Annotated in this window: 23 protein-coding genes; 11 read left to right on the top strand and 12 right to left on the bottom strand. The window is 41.4% G+C overall.

What is annotated here, in order from left to right:
- Nucleotides 1-1,911, top strand: a complete 1,911-nt coding sequence (metG, locus tag FZ945_RS09010) for a methionine--tRNA ligase (protein ID WP_148804005.1) — start codon at nt 1-3, stop codon at nt 1,909-1,911.
- Nucleotides 1,912-2,889: a ferrochelatase gene (locus FZ945_RS09005; RefSeq protein ID WP_148804003.1), complete on the top strand. Its 978-nt coding sequence runs from the start codon at nt 1,912-1,914 to the stop codon at nt 2,887-2,889. It abuts the gene before it with no gap.
- A 33-nt stretch (nt 2,890-2,922) separates the two neighbouring features.
- Here FZ945_RS09005 and hcp read toward each other — a convergent pair whose 3' ends face one another.
- Nucleotides 2,923-4,251 carry a hydroxylamine reductase gene (hcp, locus tag FZ945_RS09000; protein ID WP_148804001.1) on the bottom strand — a complete coding sequence of 443 codons (1,329 nt, stop codon included), beginning with the start codon at nt 4,249-4,251 and terminating at the stop codon, nt 2,923-2,925.
- Nucleotides 4,252-4,729: 478 nt separating this feature from the next.
- Entirely contained in the window at nt 4,730-5,428 is a 699-nt protein-coding gene (queC, locus tag FZ945_RS08995) for a 7-cyano-7-deazaguanine synthase QueC (RefSeq protein ID WP_148803999.1), read from the bottom strand.
- Nucleotides 5,429-5,452: 24 nt separating this feature from the next.
- Here queC and ybeY point away from each other — a divergent pair, with 24 nt between their 5' ends.
- Nucleotides 5,453-5,890: an rRNA maturation RNase YbeY gene (gene ybeY, locus FZ945_RS08990; protein WP_021087687.1), complete on the top strand. Its 438-nt coding sequence runs from the start codon at nt 5,453-5,455 to the stop codon at nt 5,888-5,890.
- A 14-nt stretch (nt 5,891-5,904) separates the two neighbouring features.
- Here ybeY and FZ945_RS08985 read toward each other — a convergent pair whose 3' ends face one another.
- Together FZ945_RS08985 and FZ945_RS08980 are read right to left on the bottom strand one after the other, a co-directional pair.
- A complete protein-coding gene (locus FZ945_RS08985) occupies nt 5,905-6,459 on the bottom strand; it encodes a DUF1523 family protein (RefSeq protein WP_148803997.1) in 555 nt (184 codons plus the stop codon).
- Between the two features lie 71 nt (nt 6,460-6,530).
- Nucleotides 6,531-8,762 carry a nitric-oxide reductase large subunit gene (locus FZ945_RS08980; RefSeq protein ID WP_148803995.1) on the bottom strand — a complete coding sequence of 744 codons (2,232 nt, stop codon included), beginning with the start codon at nt 8,760-8,762 and terminating at the stop codon, nt 6,531-6,533.
- 218 nt (nt 8,763-8,980) lie between these two features.
- Between FZ945_RS08980 and FZ945_RS08975 the strand changes: the two genes are divergently transcribed.
- From FZ945_RS08975 to FZ945_RS08965, 3 genes are read left to right on the top strand one after another with little or no spacing between them, the layout of a single operon-like run.
- Entirely contained in the window at nt 8,981-10,036 is a 1,056-nt protein-coding gene (locus FZ945_RS08975) for an ABC transporter substrate-binding protein (RefSeq protein WP_148803993.1), read from the top strand.
- 3 nt (nt 10,037-10,039) lie between these two features.
- A complete protein-coding gene (locus FZ945_RS08970) occupies nt 10,040-11,047 on the top strand; it encodes a FecCD family ABC transporter permease (protein ID WP_148803991.1) in 1,008 nt (335 codons plus the stop codon).
- Nucleotides 11,047-11,820, top strand: coding sequence for an ABC transporter ATP-binding protein (locus FZ945_RS08965; protein WP_009294599.1), 774 nt, complete (start codon nt 11,047-11,049; stop codon nt 11,818-11,820). The genes FZ945_RS08970 and FZ945_RS08965 overlap by 1 nt, the downstream gene beginning before the upstream one ends.
- Nucleotides 11,821-11,864: 44 nt before the next feature.
- Here FZ945_RS08965 and FZ945_RS08960 read toward each other — a convergent pair whose 3' ends face one another.
- A complete protein-coding gene (locus FZ945_RS08960; RefSeq protein ID WP_148803990.1) occupies nt 11,865-12,605 on the bottom strand; it encodes a YaaW family protein in 741 nt (246 codons plus the stop codon).
- 160 nt (nt 12,606-12,765) lie between these two features.
- Here FZ945_RS08960 and FZ945_RS08955 point away from each other — a divergent pair, with 160 nt between their 5' ends.
- Nucleotides 12,766-12,972 carry a transcriptional regulator gene (locus tag FZ945_RS08955; RefSeq protein WP_103558592.1) on the top strand — a complete coding sequence of 69 codons (207 nt, stop codon included), beginning with the start codon at nt 12,766-12,768 and terminating at the stop codon, nt 12,970-12,972.
- A gap of 2 nt (nt 12,973-12,974) precedes the next feature.
- Here the strand turns inward: FZ945_RS08955 and recG are convergent, their stop codons facing one another.
- Genes recG through FZ945_RS08940 form a run of 3 tightly spaced genes read right to left on the bottom strand, consistent with a single transcriptional unit; the run spans nt 12,975 to nt 17,055 of the window.
- Nucleotides 12,975-14,789, bottom strand: a complete 1,815-nt coding sequence (gene recG / locus FZ945_RS08950) for an ATP-dependent DNA helicase RecG (RefSeq protein ID WP_148803988.1) — start codon at nt 14,787-14,789, stop codon at nt 12,975-12,977.
- Entirely contained in the window at nt 14,779-16,008 is a 1,230-nt protein-coding gene (locus tag FZ945_RS08945) for a M16 family metallopeptidase (RefSeq protein WP_148803986.1), read from the bottom strand. Before FZ945_RS08945 ends, recG begins: the two co-directional genes overlap by 11 nt.
- Nucleotides 16,009-17,055, bottom strand: coding sequence for a dehypoxanthine futalosine cyclase (locus tag FZ945_RS08940; RefSeq protein WP_148803984.1), 1,047 nt, complete (start codon nt 17,053-17,055; stop codon nt 16,009-16,011). It abuts the gene before it with no gap.
- A gap of 132 nt (nt 17,056-17,187) precedes the next feature.
- Between FZ945_RS08940 and FZ945_RS08935 the strand changes: the two genes are divergently transcribed.
- Entirely contained in the window at nt 17,188-17,400 is a 213-nt protein-coding gene (locus tag FZ945_RS08935) for a hypothetical protein (protein ID WP_148803983.1), read from the top strand.
- 20 nt (nt 17,401-17,420) lie between these two features.
- Here FZ945_RS08935 and FZ945_RS08930 read toward each other — a convergent pair whose 3' ends face one another.
- The gene (locus FZ945_RS08930; protein ID WP_148803981.1) at nt 17,421-17,813 is read right to left on the bottom strand and encodes an NfeD family protein; all 393 of its coding nucleotides are present in this window, start codon (nt 17,811-17,813) and stop codon (nt 17,421-17,423) included.
- Nucleotides 17,810-18,724, bottom strand: a complete 915-nt coding sequence (locus FZ945_RS08925) for an SPFH domain-containing protein (protein WP_009294606.1) — start codon at nt 18,722-18,724, stop codon at nt 17,810-17,812. Before FZ945_RS08925 ends, FZ945_RS08930 begins: the two co-directional genes overlap by 4 nt.
- Nucleotides 18,725-18,803: 79 nt before the next feature.
- Between FZ945_RS08925 and FZ945_RS08920 the strand changes: the two genes are divergently transcribed.
- Genes FZ945_RS08920 through FZ945_RS08910 form a run of 3 tightly spaced genes read left to right on the top strand, consistent with a single transcriptional unit; the run spans nt 18,804 to nt 21,684 of the window.
- A complete protein-coding gene (locus FZ945_RS08920) occupies nt 18,804-19,232 on the top strand; it encodes a copper resistance protein NlpE (protein ID WP_103607976.1) in 429 nt (142 codons plus the stop codon).
- A gap of 48 nt (nt 19,233-19,280) precedes the next feature.
- Nucleotides 19,281-20,486, top strand: coding sequence for a copper resistance protein NlpE (locus FZ945_RS08915; protein WP_148803979.1), 1,206 nt, complete (start codon nt 19,281-19,283; stop codon nt 20,484-20,486).
- A gap of 1 nt (nt 20,487) precedes the next feature.
- On the top strand, nt 20,488-21,684 hold the full coding sequence (locus FZ945_RS08910; RefSeq protein ID WP_148803977.1) for an MFS transporter: 1,197 nt from the start codon (nt 20,488-20,490) through the stop codon (nt 21,682-21,684).
- A gap of 299 nt (nt 21,685-21,983) precedes the next feature.
- Here the strand turns inward: FZ945_RS08910 and FZ945_RS08905 are convergent, their stop codons facing one another.
- Entirely contained in the window at nt 21,984-22,874 is an 891-nt protein-coding gene (locus FZ945_RS08905) for a glutamate--tRNA ligase family protein (protein WP_148803975.1), read from the bottom strand.
- Complete coding sequence (rbp, locus tag FZ945_RS08900; protein WP_148803973.1) at nt 22,852-23,097, bottom strand: RNA-binding regulator; 246 nt, start codon at nt 23,095-23,097, stop codon at nt 22,852-22,854. Before rbp ends, FZ945_RS08905 begins: the two co-directional genes overlap by 23 nt.
- Nucleotides 23,098-23,259: the final 162 nt, after the last annotated feature.

Genomic DNA, 23,259 nt, shown 5'->3' with positions numbered 1-23,259 from the left:
ATGAAAGAAAAAGCTTATATAACCACTCCGATTTATTACGTAAATGACGTGCCACACATCGGTCACGCCTATACGACTATCATCGCTGATACGCTGGCTAGATTTAACCGCTTGCAAGGCAAAGAGACCTACTTCATGACTGGCACAGACGAGCATGGTCAAAAGATCGAGCAAGCAGCTCGCGCTAGAGGCAAAACGCCAAAAGAGTATGCTGATGAGATCAGTGCGAAATTTAGATCGCTTTGGGATGAATTTGAGATAAGCTACGACCACTTCATAAGGACGACTGACGAAGAGCACAAGCAAACAGTGCAAAATGTCTTTGAAAAGATGCAGGCAAACGGCGATATCTACAAGGGCGAATACGAGGGCTTTTACTGCGTTAGCTGCGAGACATTTTTTAACCAAAGAGACCTACTTGAGGACAACCGCTGTCCAGACTGCGGCCGTGTAACATCTTTGGTTAAAGAAGAGAGCTACTTTTTTAAGCTTTCAAAATATGAAGACGCACTTTTAAAGTGGTATGAAAACGACGAACTTTGCGTCATCCCAAAGGGCAAGAAAAACGAGGTCGTAAGCTTTGTAAAAGGCGGACTAAAAGATCTCTCAGTCACAAGAACGAGCTTTGACTGGGGCATAAAGCTACCAAAGAGCGCAAACGACGACAAGCACGTTATGTACGTCTGGCTTGACGCACTTATAAACTACCTAACAACACTAGGATACTCAAGAGATAACGCCAGAATGGACCTTTGGCCACACACGACACACATCGTCGGTAAGGACATTTTACGTTTTCACGCAGTTTATTGGCCGGCATTTTTGATGAGCCTTGGCTTGCCACTGCCAAAACATGTCGCAGCACACGGCTGGTGGACGATAGATGGCGAAAAGATGAGCAAAAGCAAGGGCAACGTCATAAACCCAAGAGAGGTCGCAAACGCTTATGGGCTTGAAAATTTCAGATACTTTTTGCTTAGAGAGGTGCCGTTTGGACAAGATGGCGACTACAGCCAAAAGGCTTTGATCGAGCGCATAAACTCAGAGCTTGGTAACGGACTTGGTAACCTACTAAGCCGCATTGTGGGCATGAGCGCAAAGTATAGCGACTACAAAATTGGCTCAAAAGACGTGGTCAAATTTCACAAAGCTGAGCTTGATGAGGCGAAGGGCTACCTTGACGAGGCTATAAAAAATTTAGAAAATTTAGCGACAAACCGCTATTTAGAGGATCTTTGGAAGGTTGTAACTCTGGCAAACGCAGCCGTTGCGAAGTATGAGCCATGGTCGCTTGTAAAAGCTGGCAAAAGTGACGAGGCAAACGCACTTGTGGCGCTTTGCGCAAATTTACTTGCAAAAGTGGCGATACTGCTTAGCCCAGCTATGCCAAAAACTTGCGCTAAGATAGCTGATACGCTTGGCTTTAGCATAGATACGGCCTCTTATGAGAGCCTTGTATTGAAAAATGAAATTTCAAATTTTATGGCAAAAGCTACTGAGTCACTCTTCCCAAGGATAGAAAAAGAGCTAATGGGCGAGGCAAGAGACCTAAAAGAAGGGCCAAAAGAGGAGAAAAAAGAAGAAGATATCATTAGCATCGATGACTTTGCCAAAATTGTGATAAAAGTAGGCGAAGTGCTCGAGTGCGAGAGGGTTGAGGGTAGCGAGAAACTGCTTAAATTTAAGATAGATCTTGGCGAGGAGCAGCCACGTCAAATTTTATCTGGCATCGCCAAATACTACGAGCCTAGCTCGCTTGTGGGCAAGCAAGTTTGCGTTTTAGCAAATTTAAAAGAGCGAACGATGATGAAAAAATATGTCTCGCAAGGCATGATCCTAAGCGCATCAGACGGCTCGCTAACGCTTCTTGGCACGCAGAGCAAGGTCAAAAACGGCGCGATCGTTGGCTAAATGACGATAGAAAATTTAACCCACATAATAAATGGGCAAATTTTAAACAACCCAAGCATCTCAAGCGTGACTAGCTTCGCGTTTGAGGCTAAAAATATAAAACGAGGCTACGCTCTCATCGCCACGCAAAGCGATCAGATCGCACCTGCGATAAAGCAAGGTGCCTACGCTATCATTAGCGAAGATGATATCACACCAAGTGACGAGGAGATAGCCTTTATCAAGGTAGCAAGCCTGCAAACGGCTATCATCAAGCTCATGCGCTTTGAAGCGATCCACAAAAATATCAAATTTTGCGCGGTCAATCCCTTCATAAAAGCACTTTTAGAGAAGTCGCACCTTGAAAAAAACGCCCACATCATACCTGAAAATTTAACCGAGCTTTTTTATAAAATTTTCCATGCAAATTTGTTTGACACATTTTTTAGCGACGATACGAGGATACTTCAAAGGCTCTCGCTTCTTTACGAGACGGCCTGGACTGACACAAACATAAGCGTGCTAAATCCAAGCTCGATCTTTTTTACAACGCTCATTTACGATGACAAATACTATCAAAATTTAAGCATTCCAAGGGTTTTTGCTGGGATGTTCTGCGGACTTCTTGGCTATCTTAAGAAAAACAATATCGGCTTTAAAGTGACAGAGAGTAGAATTTCATCGCACTTTGACCCAGTCTTTATCGACAAAGACTTTAAGCCAGTTGGTTTTGGTAGCAGTTTTAGAGCTGTGATAGCCGAAGAAGACGAAGAGCTATTTTTGACTGAAAGCATATTTCTAAGGCGAAATTTCAGCGAAAGCGAGCTTAAATTTTGCCTGCCAAAAGATAGTACGCTAAAGGTTGAAAACGCCATTTTTTATGAAAATTTAGACGAGATAAAGAAGTTACAAAATTTCGTCTATGCCCTTGTGCTTTGTAAAAAAGAGGATCTACTTGATAGCCTAAGTCAAAGCAAAGAGCAAAGCGGTCTTTTTTAAATTTAGAGCCAGAGCCTAAGCTCTGGCAGTTTTTTACTCACCTAAGAAGTATTTTAGATCAGCCTGCGCGTCGCCACTGATCGGTCTAACATTAAATTTATCCACTAAGAAATTTATGATCTCTTCATTGAAAAATTTAGGCAAGCTAGGTCCTACGTTGATGTTTTTGATACCAAGGCTAAATAGCGCTAGCAAGATGATGACCGCTTTTTGCTCCATCCACATTAGCACGATGGAAACTGGCAGGTCATTTACTGCGATACCTGTTGCCTCGCTAAGCGCAAGGGCGATCTTAACCGCGCCGTTGCTGTCGTTGCACTGGCCAAGGTCGATGTAGCGTGGTAGCTCGGTGCCTGGAACGTTGCCAAAATCGATATCGTTAAATCTAAATTTACCACAGCTTGAAGTAAGTATCACGCAGTCTTTTGGAAGGCTGGCAGCTAGCTCTCTATAGTACTCACGTCCCTTGCCAGGTGCGTCACAGCCAGCGATCACGAAAAATCTGCGGATCTTGCCAGTGTTTATCGCATCTAAAATTTGTGGGGCTAAAGTTAGGATAGTCTTGTAGTGACCGCCAGTTACTAGACTCTCGTCGCTATCAAAGCCGCTAACGTCGCCGCAGGCTAGTGCGCACTCGATAAGTGGTGTAAAATCGTCGTTTTCGATGTGTTTTACGCCGTTTGTGCCTGCGATAGAGTAGCCAAATAGCCTGTCAGCGTATGTGCAGTTTGAGCGTAGTGGCACGATGCAGTTTGTTGTCATTAGTATCGCGCCTTTAAATTCGTTAAATAGCTTAGTTTGATCAAACCACGCCTTGCCGACGTTGCCTTTTAGGTGGCTGTACTTGCGTAGTTCTGGGTATCCGTGAGCTGGAAGCATCTCTGAGTGAGTGTAGATGTTGATGCCCTTATCTTTTGTCGCCTCAAGTAGTGCTTTTAGAGCGTGCAGGTTGTGGCCGCTTACTAAGATCGCCTTGCCCTCGACCTTGTTTTGGCTCACTCTAACTGGTGTTGGGATGCCAAATTTAGCCGTGTGAGCCTCGCTTAATAGGTTCATCACCTCAACGCCAGCACCGCCTACTTCAAGAAGCTGTTTGATATGCTCGTCGAAGTTGAAATTTGAGTTTGTAAGTGTGAAATAAAGCGTATCAGCCATAACGCTATCAACATTGCTAGTATCAGCGCCAAGCTCGTGCGCGTGGTGGCGGTATGCGCTAAGACCTTTTAAGCCAAAAACCATCGTATCTTGCAAAAGTGCTAGCGTGTCACTCTTGCCACAGGTGCCCATAGGCTGGCCCTTTGCACCGCATCCATCCTCAGCGCTCATCTCGCACTGATGGCAAAACATCTTCATATCTTTCATCGTCTCTCCTTGTAAATTTAAAAATTTAAGCGGATTTTATCCTAGGTGGCTAGCCATTTTGGTTGATAGCAGTCAAGAAAAGTTAAATTTAAATTTTAGTTATTAAATTTAAGATTTTATGATTATGGATATCAAAATTTAGAAGAGGCTTTTATAGAAAATGGCTACCAGATCGTAAAAGACAAAAGCCTAATCGATGAAAACACGCTCACCGCAAGCGCTAAGATAGATAAATTTTGGGCATATATAGCTCTTGGTTTTAGCAAGGTTGGGCTAAATATGGATATAGACACACTTTTAAGCGTCAAAGACAAAGAGATAAAGACCGATCTAAAACGCTCTGAGTTTTATTTTCTAGTGCAAACGACGACTTTATAAACATCATCAAAAGCTCTTTGGCTGAGTACAAAGAGAAGCTTGCAAAACAGATAGCCGAGCTAAATTTATAGTAGCTAGCTTTTAAATTTCTAGGCAAATTTCACTTTTTATAAGGGATTTTATCAACGGCGTTTGCTTTTTTAAAGCCATTTAGCCTTAGCCTGCAGCTATCACAAAGCCCGCATGCCTCATCCTCGCTCTCGTAGCAGCTCCATGTTAGCTCTATTGGTGAGCCAAGCTCAAGCGACTTTGAGACGATATCAGCCTTGCTTAAATTTACAAGTGGCGTGATGATCTCGCAAGAAAAATCAGCCGACGTGCCTAAATTTATTGCCTCATTTATGCTTTTTATAAAGCTCTCTTTGCAGTCAGGATACCCAGAGCTATCCTCCTCGACCACGCCTATGTAGATCGCCTGCGCCCCCTCTTTTTCAGCAAGTGCTGCCGCGATTGAGATAAATACGCCATTTCTAAACGGCACGTAGGTGTTTGGCACGTCATTGCTAACGCCATCTTTTCTTATTTGCATGCTCTTATCAGTTAGCGAATTTCCGCCTATTTGAGCGATGAAGCTAACATCTAAATTTATCTTTTTAACCACGCCTAGTCGCTCACATATCTCGTCAAACGCGTGCTTTTCTCGCTTCATAGTCCTTTGGTTATAGTCAAAATGAAGTGCGACCACATCATATCCAGCCCTCTTTGCCATCACAGCGCAAAGCGTGCTATCCATGCCGCCGCTCATTATACAAACTGCTTTTTTCATATTTTGCCCTTTAAATTTGCTAAAATTATACAAAAATTTACTAAGGACAAGCCAAAAATGATACTTTGCGAAGAGAGTTATCCTGAAATTTTAGATCAAATTTGCTCATATCTAACGCCTGGAGAAGTTGAGCTTCTTTTTATCAATAAAGATGAGATGAGAGAGCTAAATAGATCTGAGCGTGGCATAGATAAAACCACTGACGTCTTAAGCTTCCCCCTTGAGCTTGTCATCCACGCCCCACTTGGCTCGGTAGTCATAAACAAAGATATGGTAAAAGAAAAAGCTGCCGAGCTAAATCACAGCGAAGAGGCCGAAACTGCGCTACTTTTTACACATGGCTTGCTGCATATCTTGGGATATGATCACGAAAAAGATGACGGGCAGATGAGAGAAAAAGAGTGCGAAGTGATAGCTAAATTTAACTTACCAAAGAGCCTAATCGTAAGAAGCGAAGATGTTAGGCTCATTGATCTTATAAACAAAAAGGGCTGATCTAGCCCCCTGTTTTAAACACTCTCTTTTTTCGTATCTAAATTTTCAACTTTTGGCGCAAAAGCCTTGTTTATCTTTCTTATCCAGATAACAAGCGAGATAAATAAGATGAAGTAAAGCACGTAGCTAGCGATAGGCCAGCTGGTACTTGTGCCGCTATCTTTTATCGAGATCACGTTTCTAAACTCATTTAGCATAGAAATTCTATATCCGTAATACTTGATAGTGACGTTGTTATCGCTATTTGCAAAGCCTTGAGCCATGGCTTGGATATCGGCTGAGTTAAATTTAAAATAAAATGGAAAGCCCCACGCCGTATCTTCGTTTCTATATGCCATCACCTTTTGGTCATTTTGCGCATCTTTTGCGTAGATAAAATAGACATCTCTTACTGGCCCATCGGCTGGGTTTTTAGCGTCTATGATGCCATCTTTGTCCATGCGTTTTACGTCACCGCCAGTTATCTGCACGCTTGCATAGTGTGGGAATGAATAATCGACCACAAGAGCTAAAAACAGGTGCAAAAGCACGACAAAACTAACGCAAATTCTTTTTATAAATTTGATCATTTCTATCCTTTAAATTTGCGCTATTTTATGAAAAGATAGCTTAAACAAAGGGGCAAAGCGCCCCCATAAATTTAAGCCTTTTTGTTAAGCATAAATTTTAATAGCTGAGCAAAGAAGCATATGCCGCCGATTATCAAGATCGTATCGCCAAGCATCCTTAGCCATCTTAAATTTTGCAAGTGTGACTGCTGTAAAAGCTCAGCACTTCTAGCATACCACATACCTTGATCTAGACTTGCAAACGCCTGATAGATGCCTATTGGAAGCAGTGAAAGCACGATCATTAGCATAAGTCCTGCATTTAGCCCCCAAAAGCCAACTTTCATCAAATTTTCATCAAATTCTTGCCCTTTATATAGATAAGTAGCCACAAGCCAGACAAAGCCAAGTGCCAAAAATCCATAAACGCCAAATAGCGCTGCGTGTCCGTGAACTGGCGTTGTATTTAGTCCTTGGATGTAAAATAGCGAAATCGGAGGATTTATCAAAAATCCAAAGACGCCAGCGCCTAGCATATTCCAAAAGGCAACTGCGATGAAGCAGTAAAGTGGCCATTTAAGCGTTTTAGCCCAGCTTTGAGCAAACTGAAGTTTGTAGTGCTCATACGCCTCAGCGCCAAGTAAAACTAAAGGCACGACCTCAAGCGCTGAAAAGCTTGCACCAATAGCCATTATAGGCGTTGTAGTGCCTGCAAAGTAGAGGTGGTGAAATGTGCCTGGGATGCCACCTATCATAAAGAGTGACGCGCTTGCAAGCGTTGAAAATGTCGCAAATCTTTTTGAGACAAGACCCAGTGAGACAAAGACAAAGGCGAGTGAAGCCGTCGCAAACACTTCAAAAAAGCCCTCAACCCAAAGATGCACGACCCACCAGCGCCAGTACTCCATCACTGGCAATGGACTTCTTTGTCCATAAAATAGCCCTGCTCCGTAAAATAATCCAACCGCAACCGCTGACATAGCAAAGATAGCAAGTAAATTTTTATCGCCTTTGTTTTTAAACCCACCTGCAAATCCACGAAGAAGCAGGAGCATCCAGATGACAAGACCGACAAACAAAATGATCTGCCAAACGCGTCCAAGATCGATGTATTCATATCCTTGATGTCCTAGCCAGAAGCTTAAATTTATAGGCATGATGTTTGCGATAGCTAGATACTCACCCACAAAACTGCCAACTACAAGGAAAAGTAGCGCGTAAAAGAGCAGATCAACACCAAGCTTTTGAAATTTTGGATCCTTGCCGCCATTTATGATCGGAGCTAAAAATAGTCCAGCCGCTAAAAATCCAGTCGCTATCCAGAAGATGCTAGCTTGTATATGCCACGTTCTAGCAAGCGAATAAGGGATGTAGGCTGATAAATTTATGCCATAAAATTCTTGCCCTTCGACTGTGTAGTGAGCTGTAAAGCCGCCTATTAAAATTTGAAACGCAAAAAGAGCTAATGTGACAAAGAGATACTTTTTAAGTGCCTTTTGTGACGGCGTTAAATTTAGCTTTTTAAGCGGATCTTCGCTAATTGGCTCAAGCTTTTCATCATCTTTTTTGCCGTAAAATGAGCTAAACCAAACAAGAAGTCCAACGCCTGTTAGAAGTATCACGACGCTTGCAATCGACCAAAAGATATTCTCACTTGTTGGCACATTATCGATTAGTGGCTCGTGTGGCCAGTTGTTTGTGTAAGTTGCCTCGCTGCCAGGTCTGTTTGTAGCTGTCGCCCAGGCTGACCAGAAGAAGAAGTTGTTTAGATCGGCTCTGTCGCTTGCACCTGGGAGCGTGTTTTCTTTCATCGCATAAGCTTCTCTTAAAGATTTAAACTTAGGATCATCTCCAAAAAGAGCAGCATACTCACTAGCTACTTGACTTATCGCCTTTAGCCTATCGGCGCTTAGCACAAATTTATCGTCCTTTACGCTATTTTCTCTATACTCTTTTTTAAGTAAAACCTTTAAATTTGCCTTTTGCTCTTCGTTTAGATCGGCGTATTTTAGATGATAAATTTCATCAGCTTTGATCTCTAAAAAGGCAACTAGCTCTTTGTGAAGCCAGTCCGCACTCCAATCAGGCGCTTGATATGCCCCGTGCCCCCAAACAGAGCCAACTTGCATACCGCCTATGCTTTGCCAAGCCTCTTGACCTTTATAGATACTCTCTTTATCGATCACGACCTTGCCATTTTCGTCAGTGAAATTTACAACTGGAGGCGAATTTCTATAAACCTCGACGCCGTAGTAGCCTAAAATACTAAAGCAAACCACCAGCACAGCAACGAGTGCGAGCCAGTATCTTTTGTATTCACGCATCAATTCTCCTTTTTTAAAATTTAGGAGAAAGTTTATCTTATTTCAAAATAGTGACTAATGACATATGTCAATAAAAAGAGAATATTTATCCTATTAGCTTTATATGAATTTACAAAATATGCAATTTTTTCACAATGAACATGCAAATTTTACATAACATTAATGTAAATAGCAGTAATATACCAACCAAACTATTTCACATGAAAAAAGGAAAAAATATGCAAATGAATTTCATGCACAAAGTGGCTAAAATAGGCCTTGTTGCTTCACTTTTTGCAGCTCTTAGCCTAAGCGCTGCTGAGTCTGCTAGAAGCATCACAGATATGAAAGGCGTCAAAGTAAGCGTGCCTGAGAAGGTCGAGAAGATCGCTGCACTATGGAATGCAAACAACGAGATCATCCTAGCACTTGGCGGTATGGATAAGGTTGTAGCCACAACTGATCTGATCAAAACCAACAAGTGGTTTGAGCACGTCTATCCAAAACTTAAAAATTTGCCAGCTGCGCTAAACGGCAAAGACCTTCAGATCGAAGAGCTTGTTAAGCTTGCCCCTGATATTATCGTGGTATCAAGCAAAAACTACCAAGATGAACTTATCAAAAACGGCTTTAGCGCAGTAAATTTGATCTTTAGAGACTATCCAGATATGGAGAAAAGCATCTACGCAACAGCTGAAGTCATAGGCACTGATGACGCTAGAAAAAAAGCTGAAAAGCTTGCTAATAAAATCCACGATAACTCTGAGTTTGTAACAGCAAGAACAAAAAGCATCCCTGACGCTAAACGTCCAAAAGTACTTCACCTTCTTGGCGGAGCGAATTTGCTAAAAATTGATGGTACAAACACTATCCAAAACACTTGGATCAAGCTAGGTGGCGGTGTAAATGCTATCCAAACTGAGGGCTCAATGATCGAAGTTAGCGCAGAAGAGATCATCAATGCAAATCCTGATATCATCATCGTTGGCGGTAATGACACAGACGCACAGATCAAAAAGATAAAAGAGCACCCTGCATTCTCTGGCTCAAATGCTGTTAAAAACGGCAAAGTTTATGGCAACCCAAAAGGTGTATTTAGCTGGGATAGATACGGCGCTGAAAACGTGCTTCAAATTTTATGGGCAGCAAAGACTATCCAACCAGATCTATTTAAAGATGTCGATATAAAAGTAAAAACAAAAGAGTTTTACAAAGAGTTCTTAAATCACGATCTTAGCGATACAGAGTACGGCTATATCTTAAAAGGTCTAAATCCAGACGGTAGCAGCAAGTAAGATATGAAAAACGCAAATTTTTCAATAGTTGTTATCTTTTTAGCTCTACTAACGCTTCTTTGCGCCTTTGTCGCACTTGGCGTTGGTAGATTTTACATACCATTTAACGACGTATTTAGCGTGCTAGCTCACAGCTTTGGTTTTGGAGATGGTGCAGCGAGCAACATCACAAACGTGATAGAAAATTTACGCATCCCGCGCATCATCGCAGCCATCCTTGTTGGAGCTGCTCTTAGCGTGAGTGGTGCGGCCTATCAAGGTGTCTTTAAAAACCAGCTAGTTAGCCCTGATCTACTTGGCGTCTCAGCTGGTGCTTGCGTGGGAGCTGCCACTGCTATCATCTTTGATCTATCGCTATTTTGGGTGCAGGCTTTTGCCTTTGGCTTTGGCCTAGCAGCCGTTGCTATCACGCTAGCCATACCTAAGATGATGGGGCGCACGAGCACGCTTATGCTAGTTCTTTCTGGCATCATCGTAAGTGGCCTCATGGGCTCAGTAATCGGCTTTTTAAAGTATGTAGCAGACCCTGAGACAAAGCTACCTGACATTGTTTATTGGCAGCTTGGTAGCCTTGCTAAGCTTGATAGCGATAACTTAATATACATAGCTCCAGTGATGATCATCTGCGCCATTTTGCTAATCGCCATGAGCTGGCGTATAAATTTGCTCTCTCTTGGCGACGAGAGTGCGGCAAGGCTGGGCGTAAATGTGGCTTTTGAGCGCGCCGTCATCATCATCTGCGCTACGCTTCTTACAGCGTGCAGCGTCTGCATAAGCGGCATAGTCGCTTGGGTGGGACTTCTCATGCCTCACTTAGCGCGTATGCTAGTTGGCGCAAATAACATAAAAAGCATGCCTGCAAGCATATTTATGGGTGCGATATTTTTGCTTTTTGTCGATACTCTAGCGCGCAGCATAAGCGTGAGTGAAGTGCCTCTTGGCGTACTTACTGGCTTTATCGGCACGGTATTTTTCGTCTGGGTTTTATGGCGAAATAAAAAGGTTGCATGATGCTTGAAGTTAGAAATTTAAACTTTAGCTACCCAAATGGGGCTGGCAAACTAGAAAATGTAAATTTAAAAATAGGCGCTGGAGAAATTTTAACCATACTTGGTCGAAATGGAGCTGGCAAATCAACAACTCTTGGGCTAATAAGCGGCTCGCTAAAGCCAGTTTCTGGAGAAATTTTCCTTGATGGCAAAAACGTAGATAGCCTAAGCAACAAAGAGCGCGCTAAGATCATGGCATACGTCGCTCAAAGCGAGGTTACTGAGTATGACTACACAGGGCTTGAGTTTATCACGATGGGCCGTGCGGCGCACCTTGGTATCTTTGCAAGACCTAGCAAAGAGGACGAAGAGATCGCTAGAATTTACACCAAAAAGCTTGAGATCGAGTATCTTGAGGATCGCTTCATCACGCAGATGAGTGGCGGTCAAAAGCAGATGTGTATGATCGCTCGTGCGATGGCGGCGCAGCCAAAGATGATCATATTTGACGAGCCAACGAGCGCGCTTGACTTTGGCAACCAGTATAAATTCTTACGCACAGTTAAGTGGCTAAAAGAGCTTGGCTACTCGGTCGTGCTAACCACTCACAACCCTGACTTTGCTGTGCTTCTTGGCGGATATGTGGCACTTGTAAAGGGTGATGGCGAGGTTGGATTTGGCACGGTTGATGAGATCATTAGAAGTGAGAATTTAAGTCAGCTTTACGGACTAAATTTAAACGTGAGCTACATCGACGAAGTAAAAAGAAACTGCTGCCTCACTTATCCACTATAAATTTAAGCTCTCAAAAGATAAATTCTTTTGAGAGCACTTTTGGATTAGTTATTTTCTGAATTATTTTGTTTATTTATCGAGTATTGCCTCAAGAAAGCTACTTGAATTACTGCTGGTATAGTAACCCTATAAGCAGGACCTGCCACATCAGCTAACGTCCAAAGACCTGTTATAACCCAACCTATTGGACCAGCAAAAGCTCCTATTGTTCTTACAAGGGACGCATTTACTGCAAGACTAAGACCTCTGCCTAATAACATTTTAGCAATAGTATTTGCAATAATGAGAGCAATTTTATACATAGCAAAACCGCTAACCAAAATGCTTGCCTGCATAGCAGCCGTTATCGCTTGTGGTTTAAAATCGGTGGTATTTAACCCAAATTCGTTTGCCACTTGTTTCAGCTCCTCTTCATTCATTTTCTCCAAGCTATCAGATAGAATTTTCATAAACATATTTTGCTCTATCATTTGTGTGTTTTGAGCCTTAGAGTAATTAACTTTAAGTTTGTCACAAACATCGCATAAAATTTCTTTATATTGAACCCCGCCACCTCTAAATACGTTCACAAAGCTATTACCACCAAAACATTGAAGTTCGCCCATAATAAGCTCTATATATTCTTTATGGTCTGGATAAAATCTTTTAAACAAATCATTGCTTGTAAGATCTTGCGTAATCCTTTCATCACCTTCTTTGCCTTTTATAATATCAACGAGATCATTTAGTTCGTTGCTATCAAGCTGTCTTAAAAACTCCAAATCTGAATCAAATTTGTAAGCCATTTTTTACTCCTTTAAAAATAATTTCAAAATGTTATATCAACAAAGCTTAATAATTTTTAAATTTAAGTAATTATTTCTTAAATAATAATATATATAAGAAATTATTCCTTAGTTGATAAGTAAGTGCGTTTTGCAAACAATTCCCATAAAAAGGCAAAAAATGGGAAATAATCTATCAAAAAGAGATATTGCAGGAATTTTAAAAATTGATACAAAAACTCTTTATAATTGGAGAAAAAATAAGCCAGAGCTTTATCGTCTAATCATGCTTGGTTTTAAATTTGATGAACTTTTAAAGCAAAGTGAGAAAAATTTAAATGAGTTAAAAGAGTTAGCAGAAGAAAATCAAAATTTTAGACTAAAATAGCTCTAAAATTTATTTTTAAATTCCGCCACTCTCATCTTTGCAGCCTGCGTGATATCATCCTCGTAGTCGTAGAAGTTAAAGGTCGCTCCGTGCTGAAAAAAGCCATTTAGTATATCGCCGCTTTGGCGATTTTTCAGATCAAGCTCGGCCACCTTAAAGCCGTCATTTGTCGCGCAAAATTCTTTTAGTCTAGCTGGCGCCTCTTTTAGCTTGGTAAATAAAAAGCAGTACCCATCGCCACCATTTCGCCCCACTCTACCGCGCAGCTGATGAAGCGTGGCAAGCCCCAGCCGCTCAGCGCCCACGATCACTATCGTATTTAGCCTTGGTAGCGAGATACCCACCTCAACAACGGTGGTTGAGAGCAAAATTTCGCCCTCTTCTCTAAACCGCCTTAAAATTTCCTCTTTCTCTTTGTCCTTGCCGTGCGTTACGAAGACATTTTTGAAATTCTTTAGCCAAAAGCCCTGCGCCTCGCTTAGACTTTGGTAGTTTGAGCTCTCACTGCTCTCGACTAACGGATAGATGATGGCTACTTGAAAGCCGCCCGCAAGCTGCTTTTTGATGTGAGCTAGCAAAAAGCCAAACTCACTAGCACCTAAAATTTGGCTCGTTATATTTTTCTTAAACGGCATCTGCTTTAAAAAGCTAAAATTTACGATCTCAGACTGGATTAAACTTAGCGTCCTTGGTATTGGCGTGGCTGAAAACTGCACGAAATTTGCTCGCTCGTCCTCGTTTGAGGCAAGCTCCTCTATCTTTTTGCGCTGGTTTGAGCCAAAGCGGTGCTGCTCATCGACCATGACAAGCGGCGAATTTGGCAGCTCGTGAAAGAGTAGCGCATGCGTGCCAACGATCAAATTTGCCCCGCTAAAGTCTATCTTTTTCTCCCCGCTTCGCACCAGCATCACGTTCATAAAAGCGGGCAGCAGCCTCTTTGCTTCGTTATAAATTTGCTCGCTTAAGATGCTTGTTGGCGCCATCAAAATGGCACTTTGCGGATAGATGCTAAGCGCAGCTGCTAGGATCACTAGCGTCTTGCCGCTTCCCACATCACCCATTATGACGCGCCTTTTTGCCTGCACAGCGCTAAGGTCGTCTCTGATGTCATTTATGGCGTTTAGCTGGTCATTTGTCGGCTTAAATGGCAAGCCATTAAGCCAAGAGCTTATGTCAAAAAGTTTGATTTTAGGACTTTTAAAGTAGGTTTTTTTCGCACTTAGCTTTTTTATGTAGTTAAAAATTTCTACAAATTTTAAAATTTCTAAGCCTTCATTATCATTTTTTAGGCGGTATAAAATTTGCACGCTTTGCTCATCTAGCCTTTGCAGATCAGCTAGAAATTTAGCCTCTTTTTCATTTAAACCCTCGGCTAGTAAATTTTGTAAATTTAGATATTTTAAGATGAGTTTTTTTAGCTCTTCATCTTTTAGCTCGGTCTTAAATTTAGGCACGATCTGGCCTATTTTTGTGGTGATTTTAGGATTTACGATCTGCCACGAGCCAAAGGCGTAGGAGCAAAGCCCATATATAGCCATCTCTTTGCCAACCTTAAAAGCGCCGTAGTGCCAAGACTTTGCGTTAAAAATGACGATCTTTACGCTACTTTGCCACTGCTCGCAAAAGGCAAGTGCAGTTAGCATGCCAGGGCGCGAGGCGAGTGAGGTGATCTTTACATTTATGCAGACCTGCCCCTCTCTTGGGCTCTTAGCGATCGTCGTATCCTCAAAGCCCTTTGGTAGCACTAGAGCAAGGTCAAGCAGGCTAAGCACGCCTATTTTTAGAAGTTTTGCTCTGTCGCTTGCTTCAAATTTCATTTTTTAGGACGCAAAAACTTAGCTGATTGATCTCTGCGTGGGCTTTTATGAAGCTATTTAGCTCGCTTAGCGAAAGGGCTGAAATTTTATCAAGGTCCTTTAAAAATGCCCCAAGCTCGCCATGCTCATAAAACTCGCCTTGTGCTATGTCAAGGCGCTTAAATAGCGTCTCAAGTCTAAGTGGCAACGAGCCAAGTAAAAATTTCTTCGCCTGCTCAAGCTCGGCCTTGCTAACGCCTTTTTTACTAAATTTTAAAATTTCCTCTTTTATAACGGCGATAGCCTCATCTTTTTTCTCATTTTTTGTCTGCATGTAGCCGTATAGCTGGCTGTAAGAGAGATTTAGCAAATTTCTAGCGTAGGCACTGTATGCAAGCCCTCTTTTCACGCGTATCTCCTCCATGAGCCTCGAGCCAAAGCCACCCTCGCCTAAAATAAATGTCGCCACTGCGGCCTTGTATTTCTCTTCGGGCTTTACATCAAATGGCGAGCCAAAGTAGATGTAGGCCTGCTCGCTTTGCCTGATGATCTCGCTGCTTTCGCACTTGTCAATTGGGCTAAAGCGCTCTAGTTTTCGCACCTTGCCAGGTTTTAGTATTTCTAAAACGCTAGCAAGCTCTTTTGCCTGCTTCTCGTCGATGTCGCCACCAAGCACGCAAAGCAAATTTGAAAGGTCTAAATGCTCGCTTAAAAATTTGCTTACATCTTCAAGCGTGATCGCTTTTATGCTCTTTTTAGTGCCGATACTAGGCTCTGAAAGCACACTTTTTGGGTATAAAAGCTCAAAGAGCCCCTGCCTTGCCACGTAGTCAAAGTCGTTTTCATTTGCTGCGATCTCGCCAAGTGTGACGGTTTTGCACCTATTTAGAATTTCATCAGTTAAATTTGGGGCGAGAAGTAGCTCTTTTAGCTTGCCGCACGCAAAGGCAAAGTGCTCTTTTAGGCAGTTTATTTCGATACAAAATGTCTCAAAGCCGCAGCTTGCATTTAGGCTAATCGCCCTTACTTCAAGCTCTTTAGCGAATTTAGCCGAGCCTAGCTTCATATCGCCTTCGTTTAGTAAATTTGCACTTAGTCTTGCAAGGCCTGCTAGCTTGCCATTTTGTGAGCTACCAGCTGCTTTGAAAACTAGCTTTAAGCTCACTACTGGCATCGCTTTTGAGCTTTCAAAAACGACTGGAATTTTTACATTTTTTACATTGATATCTAAAATTTTCATCTAAAATTTCTCCAAAATATCGTAGTTTGTGTTGCGCTTAGCTGGAATTTCGCCGACATCTTTTATAAGCTCGATCATCTGGTCTTGATTCATCCTAAAGCTTGCCCCTGCAGCCTTTACGACGTTTTCTTCCATCATTGTGCTACCAAGGTCGTTTGCGCCAAAAAGAAGTGCGAGCTGACCTACGTAGCTGCCCTGCGTGACCCAGCTGCTTTGGATATTTTTAAAGTTATCCAAAAAGAGCCTTGAAACCGCAAGAAGCCTTAGATAGACATTTGAGCTTTGCTTTTTGATCTCTGGGAATTCTTGCATGAGCTTTGTATTTAGCCCTTGAAAGCTCCAAAGTATAAATGCCCTAAATCCAGCCGTTTCATCTTGTAAATTTCTGATGTGCTCCCAGTGCTCGACGATCTCGCGAGTGCTCTCAACCGTGCCAAACATCATCGTAGCAGTCGTTTTCATGCCAAGCTCGTGCGCCTCTTTGTGTATGCGAAGCCAGTCTGCGGTGTCGCACTTTTTAGGGGCGATGATGTCACGCACTCTGTCACTTAAAATCTCCGCTCCAGCGCCTGGCATCGAGTATAAGCCCTTTTCGTTTAGGCGCCTTAAGACCTCTTTTGTAGAAATTTTTGAAACTCTTGCGATGTAGTCGATCTCAACGGCTGAAAAACCATGTATCGTGATGCTTGGATAGCGCTTGCTGATGTAGCTTACAAGCTCCTCGTACCACTCGATCTTTAGCTTTGGATGAACGCCACCTTGAAATAAAATTTGCGTGCCGCCAATGGCGATAAGCTCCTCGATCTTCTTGCCGATCTCCTCAAAACTTAGCACATAAGCGTCTTCTTCTTTTGCGTGGCGGTAAAATGCGCAAAATTTACAATCCACCCAGCAGACATTTGTATAGTTGATGTTGCGATCTACGATGAAGGTCGTTATATTATCTGGATGAAGCTCTTTTTTTCTAGCTAGCGCCATCTTGCCAAGCTCGTAAAGCGGTGCATTTTCTATAAGATCGATGGCTTCATTTACACTAAGTCTTTTCAAATTTAACCTTTTATTTTGCTTATTTTTGGGCGAGAGTTTAGCCAAAAATGCTTTTAAATATGATAAATCAGGCGTTATGAAAAATTAATTTTTAAAGGCTAAAATGTGAGAAATTCTTTAAAGGAGCGAGTTATGAAAAAGGTTATATTTGCCGTTATCTGCGGTCTATTTTTAGTTGGTTGTGCTAAAAATGAGCCAAAGCCAGCCAAGCCTCAAGGTGCAAGTTGTGGATGTACTCATCATCAAAAAATGATGCAAGAAAATATGCCAAGCTGCCCACATCACGGCATGCAAGGTGCGATGCATGAGCAAATGCCAGCAGGCTGCCCAGCCCACGCAAAATAGATAAAGTGCCAAATGGCACTTTATTTTAATATAACTTTGTCGCCTTTAGTGCCTAAAACCTGCACTTTCTCGCCGTTTTTTAGCGCTCCGTCATACTTCCAAAGAGTGCCTTTAAAATAGACCATATTTTCTCTGATCTCGCCAACGCCAGCTTCGTCTAAAAACTCTTCGTTAAAGCTCTCTTTTTTAGCCATAAATTTACTCTTTAACGGTGCCTTTAAGAGCGCAAGCAAGATAAATGCAAGCACTAAAACAGCTAAAATTTGAAAGCTCCACTCAAAACCAAAGCCAAAATTTACCGCTCCAACGATGATAAAAGCGACGCCAAAAAAGAGCAGATAAAATGAAAATAGCATAAGCTCAGCCACACACAAGAGCGCGCCGATAGCTATCATTATAAAAGGACTTATCACGCCTTATCCTTAGCTAAGAAATTCTTTAAAACGCTAAGCGAGCCAATTAGCTCAGTCGCCTCGTAAGGGACTAAAATTTTATCTTTTGAGCTATTTTTAGCTAGCTCGCTAAATGCCCCGACTCTGTCACGTGCAAGCAGAAATTCAGCCGCATTTGCGTTTTTGCTCATGCTGTCATTTATCATATCCATAGCCTCTTTTTGAGCCGTTGCGATGGCGATTTGCTCGTATTTTTTCGCATCAGCCATACGCTCTATCGCCTCTGCTTGAAGCACTTTTTCTTGTTTTAACGCTTCTGCGTTGCGGATGAGCGCCTCTTTTTCAGCCAAGGCCTTTAGCTCGATCGCACGTTTTTCACGCTCGGCTTTCATCTGCATATTCATCGCCTCTTCGATGCCAAGTGGGACAGAAATTTCAGAAATTTCAACCCTCATGATCTTTACGCCCCAGTTGCCAGCAGCATCGCCAAGGGCTACTTGAAGTGCGGCATTTAGGCGGTCACGTGAGCTTAGCGTATCGTCAAGATTCATCGCGCCTATCTCGCCACGAAGCGTTGTCATGGCTAAATTTGCAATGGCGCGTTTGTAGTTATCGACGTTATAAACCGCCATTTTTGCGTCAAAAACCTTTAAAAAGACGATGCCATCGACGCTAATATTGACATTATCTTTTGTGATGACTTGCTGTTTTGTGATATCAACGAGTTGCTCTTTTATAGTTATGATCGCCCTTATCTGATCGACAAATGGGATGATGATGTGAAATCCTCCATCAAGCACCTTGTGAAATTTACCAAGTCGCTCGATCAGCAGGTTATCTGCTTGCGAAACGATCTTGATGCCAGCTTTTAAAAACAAAAATGCAAAAATAACCAAAACAACGACTAAAACGCCAAATGTCTCAACTTGCATATTCTCTCCTTTAATTTATAATTTGTTATTTTCTTAAGTATTATAATACATTTTCAAACTTTATTTTTAAAGGATTAGCATGAAAAAATATATCTTTGCACTAAGTGCGGCTCTACTTTTAGCAGGTTGCGCTACGTCAAACCAAAGCGCGAGCGTCCCTCAAGGCAAATGTGAAGTAAAAGGTAGCTGCATGGCTCCAGTAAGCAGCATCGAGGGCACTTACAAGGCATTTTTACCTTGCGCTAGCTGCATGGGCATAGACTCAACCCTTACGCTTAAAAAAGACGGCACATTTGAAAGTGTGATGAACTACAAGTCAAAAGACAACTACAAAGCCGTTAGTAAGGGCAAATACTCAGTTAAAAACGGCGTTATCACAACCGTTGATGAGTATAAAGAGAAGAGCTTTTATAAGATCGAGGGAGAGAGCCTAAAGATGCTTGACATGGATCAAAAAGAGGTCACTGGCGAGCTAAAAGACAAATACATCTTTAAACGCGTAAAATAAATTTTAAAGGCAAAATGATATAATTTTGCAATTTTTAAGGAGTTGCAAATGAAATATCTTTTTGCCATACTTATCTCATTTTTTATCATCGGCTGCGCAAAAAATGAAAATTTAAAGCCACAAAATCAAGAACAAACACAAAAATCAAAAGAAGAAAAACCACTTCTTAGAGATGAAAAACCCAAAAAACCAGAAAAACTCATACTTTCAAACTCTATCTACACAAGCTACTACACGACCTTGCCATGCTCAAACTGCGAGGGCGTGAAGACCATCCTAACTCTAAACAAAGACAAAACCTACACAAAAACTATGCTTACGATGGATAAGGCTGCTACCTTGGTAGAAAAAGGCGGCACTTTCGATGTCGATGAGAGCGCTATCGTGCTAAAAGATGAAAGTGGCGCACTAAGCTACTTTGTGCCAAACAAAAACTCACTTCTTCAGCTTGATGATAAGAAAAATAAGCGAGTTGGCGTGCTAGCTCAAATTTATAACTACGAGCCAGTAAATAAGGCTTATAAAGATAGTTTTTTTGCTAGATTTTCTAAATTTAAAGACAAAAATGGCTTTTTAGAGCTTGTGCTTGTGCCTAGCAAAAATGGCGCAAAGATAAGCTTTTACTCATCGCTAAAAGATGGCTCACCACTTTGTAAATTTAACTCAGAGCTGCTTTATGACAAGGGCATTTTTTACCTTTTAGACGAAAAAGGCGTGGCTTTAAGCGTGCATAAAACCGCTAACGATATCTTCATAATCGCAAACGATAAAATTTGCAAAAATGCTCACATAAGCGGACACTACAAAAGAGAAAAAAGCAGATCTAGCCTCTTTGGCAAGGGCTTTTTTGCGAGGATCACAAGCGAGTCTACAAACAGCGACGTGATGAAAATTTACGGCCCAAAAAATATAAAACGCGACAATACTAAAAAAGAAAATATCTATATCGTCATAAATAAAAACGAGAAAATTTTTGAGTACACCTTGTTAAATGGCATCATCACAAGCGTTGAAATTTTCTCGCACAAGTACAAAACGCCTGAAAATATCAGCCTAAAGTCAAATTTCAAAGATATAAAAAACGCACTTGTCATCTCTAAATTTCAAAGCGACGCAAACAATATCTATCTAAAAATAGATAGCCACGACATGCTAATAAAGCTTAAAAATCCGCTTGCACAAGAGATAACAAGCTTAAGCCAGATCCCAGACGAGGCACAAATAGAGCAGATAACTCTCATGTGGAACCAGTAGCTTGAAAGAGTATCTTAAGCTTTTAAAGGACGAGAGAAATTTCCGCCTTTTAAGCACCATCCAGCTCATGTGCTACTTTGGTGTGTGGTTCTCGCACACGGGCATTTTCACACTGCTTATCTCGCTTGACGCCCCAGTTTGGGCGCTCACGCTAAGTGCAGCGATGGCATTTATCCCAGGCGTTGTCATCGCTCCATTTAGTGGCATTTTGGTTGATAAATTTAGCCCAAAACCTATGCTTGTTATCATGATGGCGGTTGAGACCATAAGCGTTTTTATGCTGCTTTTTATAAATTCGCTTGATTTTTTATGGCTGCTTTTGCTTATCATTTTCATTAGAAACGGCGTTGGCGGGATGTATTTTCAAGTAGAGATGAGCGTTCTGCCAAAAATCTTAAGCAAAGAGAGCCTAAAGCTTGCAAACGAGATCCACTCGATCATCTGGGCGGTCTCATACACCGCTGGCATGGGGCTTGCTGGCGTTTATATACACTTTTTTGGCATCAAAAGCGCCTTTTTGCTTGACGGAGCTCTTTATCTTTGCAGTTTTGGCTTTTTATATCTTTTAAAACTAGACGAGCTAAAGCCAGAATTTATAGAAAAACCTCTAAAAATGCTCAAAAATGGGCTTAAATATCTAAAAGAAAATAGGCTCATCGTGCATCTTATATTTTTACACGCTTTTGTTGGTATCACCGCTTATGACGCGTTGATCGCACTTCTAGCCGATTATAAATACGCAAATTTACTCTCAACCTCGCTGGTTATTGGCCTACTAAACGCCTCAAGGTCGATCTCGCTTATGTTTGCACCGGCCTTGCTTAGTAAATTTATGAATAAAAAAACACTCATCTACATCTACATCGGCCAAGGGCTTGGCATCATCATCTGGGCACTCTCTTTGCGAAATTTTTATCTCTCGCTAATTGGCATCATCTTTGCTGGTTTTTGCACCTCAAGCCTTTGGAGCTACACCTACACGCTGCTTCAGCAAAACTGCCAAAAAGAGTTTTACGGCAGAGTGATCGCGTATAATGATATGGTTTTTCTTGGATTTAGCGCACTTATCTCATTTGCGATCGGCTTTTTATACGAGCTTGGACTAAGCGTGGAGATGATCGCAACCTTTATGGGAAGCCTCTTTTTCTTTGGAGCCTTTTACTACCACGTAGTTTCAAAAAGGTATGAGATAAAATAAGAATATTTATTTTTAATTTAAATTTATAAAAATAATAAATTTTCAAAAAAACAATATTAAATTATTTTACAACTAGCCGATATAAAATTCAAATCATTATGTAAAGGAATTCGTGTGAAGTCAGATAAGCGTCAAGTAAATTTTAAAATTTCATGGACGAGTAATTTCGGCTCTAAAATTTGAGCTAAGCTATAAGCGAAGCCAAATTTTAGTAGTCAATTCTTGCGAGTGAATGGAATTTTAAAAATTTGCAAAAAAGCACATGCAACACGCCACATATCTAAATTTTCTAGCAAAATTTAAGAGCCCATCAACTTTTCAGCCATATTTTTGAGCCTAAATTCATATAAAAGGTTTGAAATTTTATCTGCTGAGCTTAAATTTAGTCCAAGATCACTTGCAACCATTTTGTAATAAATTTGCGGATCTGCTTTTAGGTCAATCGGCGGTGATTTCGAGCTTTTAGAGAGCTTTTTAGCTCCGTCTAAAAGTAGCTTGTGATGGATAAATTTAGCATTTAAAAAGCTAAAATTTAGCCTTTTTGCAAGGTATCTTTGAGCTAGCGTGCAAGGCAGCAAGTCCTCACCTCTAACAACCAAATTTACCCCCATATCCTCATCGTCTATGGAGCTTGCAAAGTTGTAAGCTGGGGTAAAATCCTTTTTATAAATGACAAAATCGCCCATCTGCGCTGCCACATGCCTGCCAAGCTCGTCGTTTTCATCCACGCTTAGTCTAATAGCGGTTTTATCTTTTATAAAATTTAGCTTTTTATCTTTGCAAATTTTAGTGTAAATGCCGTTTTCATAGGCATCTTTCGTGGCTCTTGTGCATTCACAAATGTAAATTTCGCCTAGCTTTTCAAGTGCGTTTTCATATCTTTTGGCTCTTGTTTTAAAGCTAAAATTACGCTCAAAGTCACTAACGCTTGTAGCGCCTTTATCGTAATCTAGCCCCAGAAATTCTAACACATCAAAGATATTTTGAACAAATTCGCGCCGGTATCTGCCAAGGTCATAATCATCGATCCTTAAGTGCAAAACGCCGCCCAATGAGCGCGTCAAAAGATAAGTCAAGATGAAGTTGTAGGCGTTGCCAGCGTGTAGATAGCCGCTTGGCGTCGGAGCTATGCGAGAGACTATGCCACCAGATGGTGGCAAATAGTCATTAATCCCTTGGTCTAGCCTCATTTACTCTTAAAGTGCGTCCGCCGAGTTCTTTTTCATTTAGTGCGTCGATCGCCTTTTGGCCCTCGCTCGCATCGTCCATCTCAACAAAGCCAAAGCCCTTTGAGCGGTCTGTTTCTCTATCTTTTACGATCTTTGCGCGCCTTACTTCACCAAATTGTGCAAAAGCTTCCTTCAACTCTGCCTCTGTCGTTCTATACGACAAATTTCCTACATAAATATTCACAGGATTATTCCTTAAAAAAATTATCGATCTGATCGATTAGAGAAATAATAGCTTATTTCCGTCAAAAAGATGTAAAAATCAAGAAAAATATTACAATTTTTTAAAAAACATCCTTAAATGCAACAAATCGCAACAGCAAGGTATTATAATATCTATCACTAA

The sequence above is a fragment of the Campylobacter concisus genome, assembly GCF_902460535.1.
GTDB classification, from domain to species: domain Bacteria; phylum Campylobacterota; class Campylobacteria; order Campylobacterales; family Campylobacteraceae; genus Campylobacter_A; species Campylobacter_A concisus_AS.
The sequence above is the reverse complement of the archived record's forward strand: the minus strand, read 5'-3'. Positions and strand labels throughout refer to the sequence as shown.

Coding starts and splice junctions, on each gene's coding strand:
- metG (WP_148804005.1), top strand. CDS start 1: ATGAAAGAAAAAGCTTATATAACCACTCCGATTTATTACGTAAATGAC.
- FZ945_RS09005 (WP_148804003.1), top strand. CDS start 1,912: ATGACGATAGAAAATTTAACCCACATAATAAATGGGCAAATTTTAAAC.
- hcp (WP_148804001.1), bottom strand. CDS start 4,251: ATGAAAGATATGAAGATGTTTTGCCATCAGTGCGAGATGAGCGCTGAG.
- ybeY (WP_021087687.1), top strand. CDS start 5,453: ATGATACTTTGCGAAGAGAGTTATCCTGAAATTTTAGATCAAATTTGC.
- FZ945_RS08985 (WP_148803997.1), bottom strand. CDS start 6,459: ATGATCAAATTTATAAAAAGAATTTGCGTTAGTTTTGTCGTGCTTTTG.
- FZ945_RS08980 (WP_148803995.1), bottom strand. CDS start 8,762: ATGCGTGAATACAAAAGATACTGGCTCGCACTCGTTGCTGTGCTGGTG.
- FZ945_RS08975 (WP_148803993.1), top strand. CDS start 8,981: ATGCAAATGAATTTCATGCACAAAGTGGCTAAAATAGGCCTTGTTGCT.
- FZ945_RS08970 (WP_148803991.1), top strand. CDS start 10,040: ATGAAAAACGCAAATTTTTCAATAGTTGTTATCTTTTTAGCTCTACTA.
- FZ945_RS08965 (WP_009294599.1), top strand. CDS start 11,047: ATGCTTGAAGTTAGAAATTTAAACTTTAGCTACCCAAATGGGGCTGGC.
- FZ945_RS08960 (WP_148803990.1), bottom strand. CDS start 12,605: ATGGCTTACAAATTTGATTCAGATTTGGAGTTTTTAAGACAGCTTGAT.
- FZ945_RS08955 (WP_103558592.1), top strand. CDS start 12,766: ATGGGAAATAATCTATCAAAAAGAGATATTGCAGGAATTTTAAAAATT.
- recG (WP_148803988.1), bottom strand. CDS start 14,789: ATGAAATTTGAAGCAAGCGACAGAGCAAAACTTCTAAAAATAGGCGTG.
- FZ945_RS08945 (WP_148803986.1), bottom strand. CDS start 16,008: ATGAAAATTTTAGATATCAATGTAAAAAATGTAAAAATTCCAGTCGTT.
- FZ945_RS08935 (WP_148803983.1), top strand. CDS start 17,188: ATGAAAAAGGTTATATTTGCCGTTATCTGCGGTCTATTTTTAGTTGGT.
- FZ945_RS08925 (WP_009294606.1), bottom strand. CDS start 18,724: ATGCAAGTTGAGACATTTGGCGTTTTAGTCGTTGTTTTGGTTATTTTT.
- FZ945_RS08920 (WP_103607976.1), top strand. CDS start 18,804: ATGAAAAAATATATCTTTGCACTAAGTGCGGCTCTACTTTTAGCAGGT.
- FZ945_RS08915 (WP_148803979.1), top strand. CDS start 19,281: ATGAAATATCTTTTTGCCATACTTATCTCATTTTTTATCATCGGCTGC.
- FZ945_RS08905 (WP_148803975.1), bottom strand. CDS start 22,874: ATGAGGCTAGACCAAGGGATTAATGACTATTTGCCACCATCTGGTGGC.